Raw genomic sequence first — 5,426 nt, forward strand, 5'->3', positions numbered from 1 at the left:
ACGCGATTTGGCGGGAAACCCGACTCATCGGGCGAGCCTCGACGGTCAAGAGCACCACCGCGATTCTGCTCTCCGGCGAATCTCACGAAACCCCCAGTCGCGGTCGCGGCATGGTGGAGCTGCCCGACGATCTCCGTGAAGGTGACCTGCTCGCCATCCCCTGTACGGGTGTTGTCGCCCTCCGCGATGTCCGCGCGAGGCCGCAATTAGAAGACGACACGGTGACACCCTCCGAGCTTGACGCCGCTGAATTGACCTGGCTGGCACAACTCGCATGACTACTGCAACCACAGAATCACAGCACGGAGGAATTTGACTCTCCTGTCCAGCATCATGGCCAGGCGGTCCGGCGCGTGCTTGAAATGAGAGTCCACGCCGAACCGGTGGTGCCGGATCACAGCGCCCTCGATCGCCCTCCGGGGCGACGAGGTCGACACCTGTTTCTTCCTCCACGACAGCCACCAGCTCCCGTGGAAGGAAGATTGGCGGCTACCGGTCGTTGCGGGCCGCAGCGAGATGCTCCTGGGCGTTCGTGAACACGCCCCACCACACCATCTCGTGCTCTGGGGGTGAGGAAACACCGCTGGCCAGCGCCGCATCGGCACTGGTCATCGTGGCCGCCAGCGTCGCCAGATATCCGCACTCGAGCGCGTGCCCCGCATCGGGCGCCAGATGGGATCTCGCCGCCGTCAGCTCAAGCACCTGCCGGCGGACCGGGCCGGCGCGCCGGGCCACGACGACAGTTCCAAAAACATAGAACGTGACACACGCCGTGATAATCACCAACCGCGACGCGCCAACCGCACCGAACGTTATGAGAAGTCCAAGAACGCCCACGAGGCCCGACACCATCCAGCCACGCCACAGACGAACCCAGCGACGTTGAGGCGCCGAGATTCCCGGTGGGTACAACACCAGTCGGTGGCCCACGCTGCCATAACGGCCGACCGAGACCGTGTAGCCGCCCCACTTGCACCGTCCATCAAGGACGGGCGAGAGCCACCGGCTGAGCAAGAATTCCGAACTGAGCGTTCGCGCGCTATTCACCTCATAAGCGTCGACCCGGAAACTCGACGTCTCAACGATCAATACGGAACCCATACACCGAATACCGCAATCCTGACGACTTCCCTACGGTTCGCGCTGGCGGCGCCGGACCACCTGGCCATGACGGCCCATCGCTGGAGGTCTCAGCTGACGTGCACCTGTGGTTGTCGTGAGGAGGCGGCAGCGGAAAGAAACTCCAATTTCGCCGCAGGATCGGGTCGGCCCGTTTATTTTTCGGTGTGAGACTGGGCATACCGATGCTGTCATGGGGGACGAATCCCACGTGCGAAGGTCTCGGAGACGGCGATGGGGCGCGATGCAGGCACGAGAGCGGAAGAATTCGATATTGGTCACCGGCGCGACCGGGAATGTGGGTCAGGTGGTTGTGCAGGAGCTTCTGGATGGTGGCGCCCGCGTTAGGGCAACCGGTCGTAGCGTCGCGTCGGTTCGGCGGGTATTCGGCGACCGGGTGGAAGCCGTTGCTCTTGACTTCACCGACCCAACTACCTGGGAAGCGGCCTTCGCTGGGGTGGAGCAAATGTTCCTCATGCGCCCGCCGCACCTGGGGAAACCGAAAAGTCAGATGATCCCGGCGCTGGAGTACGCCCGCGACCACGGGATCTCGCAAATCGTGTTCCTGTCGCTGCAGGGAGCCGAGAAGAACACCATCGTGCCGCACGCGGCGATCGAGGCGTGGCTTCGTGGCTCAGGCGTGGCCTGGACTTTCGTTCGGGCATCCTTCTTTCACCAAAACCTGTCCACCACCCATCTGACCGATATTCGCGATCGGGACGAGATCATGGTCCCCGCACGCAACGGAGCGACGGCATTCGTGGATGTTGACGACGTCGGAGCCGTTGCCGCAGCCGCGCTTCTGAATCCGTCAGCGCATGTGGACACCGCGTGGACGGTGACCGGGAATGAAGCGCTGACCTATGCGCAGATTGCCGAGATCCTCACCCACGAACTGGGCCGGCCAATCCGCTACGCGCGGCCCGGTGTCCTGCGGTATATCGTGCATGCCCGCAGGAAGTTAGGCCTGCCATGGGGCATGGTCCTCGTCACTGCGGCGATTTACACCACCGCCCGGCTGGGCCTGGCCGCAGGCCTGACCGACGATGTCCGTCAGGTCCTCGGTCGCGACCCAGTCGGGTTCGCAGTGTTCGCCCACCGCGACCGCTCGGTGTGGACTCCGCGATAGTTCGGAGCGAGCGCGCGCCTCGGTAGAGCTTTCAGCGGTGCTTACGATCCTGTTTCAGGACGAGGTCGCGCTCGTGCCCGTTGGATGCTCGTGAGAAGTATCCATGTCGGTGTACTCGCCCTCCACCTCCGCCCCCTCGCCGTTTGCTTCCGACGGTCCTGCTGCTGGCTCAGAATCGGTGTATTCGCCATCAGGAGCATTGTTGTTTTTCATGAGCTTCACTCTCGAAGGGAGTACTGAGTTTATCTCTTGTAGCTGGCCCGTGTTCGGGTCCGTCATTCTCGCGTGCCGCTCCCCAGGGGATCGGTGGACGGTAGGAGACGATCACCCCCCCACCCTGATCGGCGGGTCGAGGTTGGTGCGCCGAAGGAGCGCTGTTAAAGCGAAATGGCACCCGCGAGGGAGCCAAACGTTCAAAGCGGCACTTCGCGATCAGTGTGATCACGCCAGCGACCAGCTCGCCGCAATCGCCCGCGAAGGCAACGTGCCGGACCCGCCCGTGCGAACCGATGGTCGACGTGTCCACGAGGTCGCACGATTAGCGCGGAGAGGTGCTTGCGTCTCAACACTCGCAAGAACCCCTCCGCTCTGCCACCACCAGCGCAGCGCATTGTCCCGCCGGGTTTTGAGACGCAACCCGGTGATCAGATCCCGGTCAAGCCTGGATGTCCCGGAGCCACTGTTCGATGGAACGCGGTTCGATACCGAGACGCTGCTGTGCGCTATCCCCCTTGCCGATCTCCTCACCGGACTGAGTGAGCCTCCAATGGTAGGACGCAACAACCGGGTCAGCGCCGGCTTTGCCGAACAACGGCGTGATGAGTGCCCCGAAGTCGTCCGGATCCTGCGCCTCGAAGCTCACGTCCCGGTCAAGATACGTCCCGAAACCCGTTGCCAGGTCGTCCCCAAGAAGACCGGGAAGGGCTCCGACCGCGACCACACCGGTGACCCCGGGCTGATCGAAGAGTCGAACCACCACGTCGGCGATGTCCAGGTGCGAGCTCCACGACACCCGGTAGTCGTCGCGGATGGGATAACGCAGCATTCCCTCTTCACGGGTGGGTCCGCTCACGGTAGGCAGAAGGAGGTTCTCCAGGTAGAGCCGGGGTTCAACGATGGCTACTGACACACCGCTCGCCATGAGTCCCCTCACGAGAACCGACGCGGCGTCCTCCCCCGCCTCGGCCGTGTTCACGCGGTACCCGCTGGTAGAGGCAACCACCCGTGGGGGCTGGGCGCGCGTGACGGCTTCAACGATGGTCCGCGCGTGGGCGAGTTGCTGTTCGGCAGTCCCGATAGGAAGGTGCACGAAAAGACCCTCTACTCCGCGGTAGGCCTCTTCCAAGGACGCGACCGAAGTGAAGTCGACGGCGACAGCATCACCCTCGTAGTTGGATGGGTTGCGCACTGCGGCTGTGACGTTCTTGCCGGCTTTACGGAGGGCTGCGACGACGGGGCCGCCTTGGGCGCCTGTGGCGCCGTGAATGAGATAGGTCATGTGAACCATTAGTGCACACGGTGCACTAGTTACGTCAACTGCACTAATGGAGTAGCCTCGAAATATGACATTCTCCGGTACGCCCTGGCCAGAATGCGGCATTGCCCGATTTCTGACCCTGCTCGATGGCCCCTGGGCGACACTCATCATCAGAGAGCTGCTGACCGGGCCGGCGCGGTTCACTGAGCTGCGCGATGCGCTGACTGGTATCAGCGCCCACACTCTCACGAACCGGCTTCGCCGCTTTGAAACCTACGGGCTCGTAACGAGGACCGTGTATGCCGAGATCCCTCCTCGTGTGGTCTACGAGCTGACGGCGTCGGGTGAAGCGCTGCGCCCCGTATTGGAAGCGATGAACACCTGGGCGGCTACGGTGCCGATGATCGACGCTGAAAGCGCCGTCCCGCTGCCCGCGTCCTGTGTGACCGGTGCCACCGAACCCGCGAGCGCGTAGCGGGCACCCGGACTTCACGTGGACGCCGGTTGCGTCACCTGTCCGTCGGCCGTTGATCGTAGGCGTCTCGGGCGTCTAGAACCGCTTCGATGTGCTGCTCCGCCCAGATGCCCAAGGCGGTCAGAGGCTCACGTAGCGTCCGCCCCAACGACGTGAGTTCGTATTCCACTCGAGGGGGCATCTCGTCGTACGCGGTTCTGGTGAGGACCCCGTCCCGTTCCAGGTCGCGAAGCGTTCCCGAGAGCACCTTGCCGCTGATGCCCCCGACGCTCTCGCGGATGGCACCGAACCGGGCCGGGCCGTCACTGAGCGTGATGACGATCATCGCGGTCCACTTGTTGGCGATCTTCGCCAACGAGGTTCGGGAGGGGCATGTCGCCAACATGACGTTCCATACCGGGGTCGCGTTCGACATGCGTCTCCTTAGTTACGTTGAGGTAACAAGTTACCATCTGTGACTATGGGTGAACACACCGACGAAGGAGCCACCAAAATGACCGAGCCCATCCCCGCAGCCGTTGCTGAGACCTATTTCGCCGCCCTTGGCCGCGGCGATATCCCCACCGTGATGGCCCAGTTCAGCGACGACGTCCTCTGGCACCAGCCCGGCGCCCACCAATTCTCGGGAGACCACCATGGCGTGGCCGGGGTCGGCGCCCTCCTCAGCGGAATGATGGAAGCCAGCGCAGGCAGTTTTCAACTCGCCGTCGCCGGTCCCCCGATGGTCAATGGTGACGTGGTCGCGGTGCCGGTGCGGTTCTCAGGAAACAGCGCCGAAGCGACCATGGACATGGCTGGCATCGATCTGCTCACAGTCCGAGGCGGCAAGATCGTCGAGGTACGACTGTTCTCCGAAGACGGTCCCGCTGAAGATGCCTTCTGGGGTCTGAACTAACCCAGTGACAGCGCTGTTGATCTGACTCGCGTGGGCGACTCGGTTACGCCGTTCTTAAGAAACGGCGCAACCGGGGCCCCCTGCGGATCAGCAGCTGGTCCAGCGCGAGGACGATCAGCAGCGACAGCCCGGACAACGGTAGTAAGACGTCGAGAGCCGCGATAGCCGCGAGCAAGACCCGGTCGGCAGCTTGGCACGGGGAGCCGCCGTCCCGGAGGCCGTGCCACGCCGAGTCCACCACATGATCGGCCCCGTCGCGCACATGACGATCACGGCCAGACAGAGCAAAGTTGTTGCGATCATGTTGACCACCCCAAAGCGTCGCCCCCCC

At 63.5% G+C, this 5,426-nt stretch carries 8 protein-coding genes and 1 pseudogene; 4 read left to right on the plus strand and 5 right to left on the minus strand.

Translation table 11 applies throughout. The features are described from left to right. Window positions 1-278 (plus strand): annotated as a pseudogene (locus C3B61_RS19990) (hypothetical protein); the annotation flags it as partial. A gap of 211 nt (window positions 279-489) precedes the next feature. Here the strand turns inward: C3B61_RS19990 and C3B61_RS18670 are convergent. Further along, window positions 490-1,089 (minus strand): DUF6611 family protein, encoded by a 600-nt coding sequence (locus C3B61_RS18670; RefSeq protein WP_133160370.1) that lies wholly within the window; start codon window positions 1,087-1,089, stop codon window positions 490-492. Window positions 1,090-1,393: 304 nt separating this feature from the next. Here C3B61_RS18670 and C3B61_RS18675 point away from each other — a divergent pair, with 304 nt between their 5' ends. Next, entirely contained in the window at window positions 1,394-2,248 is an 855-nt protein-coding gene (locus C3B61_RS18675) for an NmrA family NAD(P)-binding protein (RefSeq protein ID WP_198416813.1), read from the plus strand. A 54-nt stretch (window positions 2,249-2,302) separates the two neighbouring features. Here the strand turns inward: C3B61_RS18675 and C3B61_RS19815 are convergent, their stop codons facing one another. Further along, entirely contained in the window at window positions 2,303-2,461 is a 159-nt protein-coding gene (locus C3B61_RS19815) for a hypothetical protein (protein ID WP_165791226.1), read from the minus strand. A 442-nt stretch (window positions 2,462-2,903) separates the two neighbouring features. Further along, on the minus strand, window positions 2,904-3,746 hold the full coding sequence (locus C3B61_RS18680) for an SDR family oxidoreductase (RefSeq protein WP_103461987.1): 843 nt from the start codon (window positions 3,744-3,746) through the stop codon (window positions 2,904-2,906). Between the two features lie 64 nt (window positions 3,747-3,810). On the opposite strand from C3B61_RS18680, the gene C3B61_RS18685 reads away from it, so the two are divergent. Then, complete coding sequence (locus C3B61_RS18685) at window positions 3,811-4,200, plus strand: winged helix-turn-helix transcriptional regulator (RefSeq protein WP_103461984.1); 390 nt, start codon at window positions 3,811-3,813, stop codon at window positions 4,198-4,200. 34 nt (window positions 4,201-4,234) lie between these two features. Here the strand turns inward: C3B61_RS18685 and C3B61_RS18690 are convergent, their stop codons facing one another. Further along, window positions 4,235-4,615, minus strand: coding sequence for a winged helix-turn-helix transcriptional regulator (locus C3B61_RS18690; RefSeq protein WP_103461985.1), 381 nt, complete (start codon window positions 4,613-4,615; stop codon window positions 4,235-4,237). A gap of 78 nt (window positions 4,616-4,693) precedes the next feature. Between C3B61_RS18690 and C3B61_RS18695 the strand changes: the two genes are divergently transcribed. Next, window positions 4,694-5,095: a nuclear transport factor 2 family protein gene (locus C3B61_RS18695; protein ID WP_103461988.1), complete on the plus strand. Its 402-nt coding sequence runs from the start codon at window positions 4,694-4,696 to the stop codon at window positions 5,093-5,095. A 43-nt stretch (window positions 5,096-5,138) separates the two neighbouring features. Here the strand turns inward: C3B61_RS18695 and C3B61_RS19995 are convergent. Further along, a partial coding sequence (locus C3B61_RS19995; RefSeq protein WP_208858861.1) for a hypothetical protein occupies window positions 5,139-5,426 on the minus strand: 288 nt, incomplete at its 5' end.

The organism is Cryobacterium zongtaii (assembly GCF_002909375.1).
Classification (GTDB): Bacteria; Actinomycetota; Actinomycetes; order Actinomycetales; family Microbacteriaceae; genus Cryobacterium; species Cryobacterium zongtaii.